At 71.9% G+C, this 1,574-nt stretch carries 2 protein-coding genes; one reads left to right on the forward strand and one right to left on the reverse strand.

Translation table 11 applies throughout. The features are described 5' to 3' along the window. Positions 1 to 457: glycoside hydrolase family 6 protein (locus tag ACFVX6_RS40845; protein WP_389699649.1), on the forward strand; the 457-nt coding region annotated here is incomplete at its 5' end. A 164-nt stretch (positions 458 to 621) separates the two neighbouring features. Here the strand turns inward: ACFVX6_RS40845 and ACFVX6_RS40850 are convergent. Further along, positions 622 to 1,572, reverse strand: a complete 951-nt coding sequence (locus tag ACFVX6_RS40850; RefSeq protein WP_389699650.1) for a LacI family DNA-binding transcriptional regulator — start codon at positions 1,570 to 1,572, stop codon at positions 622 to 624. Positions 1,573 to 1,574 lie beyond the last annotated feature (2 nt).

The following is a 1,574-nucleotide window of genomic DNA, read 5'->3' on the forward strand; positions in this document are numbered from 1 at the left end:
GCGGACCAAGCTGGTCTCCCTGGGCTTCGACGCGAACCTCGGCATGCTGATCGACACCTCCCGCAACGGCTGGGGCGGCACCGCCCGCCCGACCGCACCCGGCGCACTGACCAGCGTCGACACCTACGTCAACGGCGGCCGCTACGACCGGCGCATCCACCTCGGCAACTGGTGCAACCAGGCCGGCGCCGGCCTCGGCGAACGACCCCAGGCCGCCCCCGCCGCAGGCATCGACGCCTACGTATGGATCAAGCCCCCGGGCGAGTCCGACGGCGCGAGCAAGGAAATCCCCAACAACGAAGGCAAGGGCTTCGACCGCATGTGCGACCCGACCTACACGGGCAACGCACGCAACGGCAACAGCATGTCGGGCTCCCTCCCCGACGCACCACTGTCAGGCCAGTGGTTCTCGGCCCAGTTCCAGGAGCTCATGAAGAACGCCCACCCGGCGCTCTGAGGCACCACGCGTATAAAGCCCGGAGCGGTACGGAATCCAACTTCCGTGCCGCTCCGGGCCTCGGCACGCTCAGGAAGAACCGCCCAAGGGAAGGCTTCGTCCGGCCCAATTCCGGCTACCGCCCCGTTCTCGTCGACCGAAGCCGTCCGTCCCGGGCAAACCGCTCAGGAGGAGTCCCGCACGACCAGTTCCGTCGGAAGCACCCGGCTCGGCCCCTCGCCCGCTCCGTGCCCCGGGGTGCCACCGACTCGGGACTCTTCCGCGATCTGGTGGAGCAGCAGCCGGGTCATCGTGCGGCCCATCTCCTCGATCGGCTGGCGCACGCTCGTCAGCGGCGGATCCATCAGCCGGGCCACCACTGAATCATCCACACCGACCAGGGCCACGTCCTCGGGGACCCGTCGCCCCGCCTCGCGCAGCACCCCGCGTGCACCGGCCGCCATCACATCGGAGCCGGCGAAGACCGCGTCCAGGCCGGGGGCGCGCTCCAGGAGCTCGCGCATCGCCAGCCGGCCGCCCTCCTCGGTGAAGTCCGCGGTCGCCACGAGCGACTCGTCGGGCGCGAGGCCGGCCTCGGCGAGACCCGCGCGGTAGCCGCCGAGCCGCGCGCGGGCGACGTACATGTCGAGGGGGCCGCTGATGGTCGCGATCCGGCTGCGGCCCCGCCCCACGAGGTGGGCGACGGCCGCCCGTCCCGCGCCGATGTTGTCGGAGTCCACGTAGTCGACCGGCTCGGCCTCGGAGCGCCGGCCGTTCATGACGACCGGCAGCCCGAGCTTCACGATCCGGTCGGGCAGCGGGTCGTCGCCGTGGACGGATGCCAGCAGGACGCCGTCGACGCGCTGTGCGGCCAGGTAGTGCTCGAACCGCTGACGCTCGGCCTCGGTGCGGACCAGGGTGAGCAGCAGCTGCTTGTCGGCTTCGGCCAGTTCGGCGCTGACCCCGCGGATCAGGTCGAGGAAGTAGGGCTCCGAGAAGACCCTGGCCTCGGTCTCCGGGATGACGAGGGCGACCGCGTCGGTCCGGTTGCCGGCCAGCGCCCTGGCCGCCTGGTTGGGGACGTACCCCAGCTCGGCCACGGCGCGGGCGACGGCGTCCTTGGCCTGCTCGCTCACCC

It is taken from the genome of Streptomyces sp. NPDC058289, from assembly GCF_042880975.1.
Classification (GTDB): Bacteria; Actinomycetota; Actinomycetes; order Streptomycetales; family Streptomycetaceae; genus Streptomyces; species Streptomyces stoeckheimensis.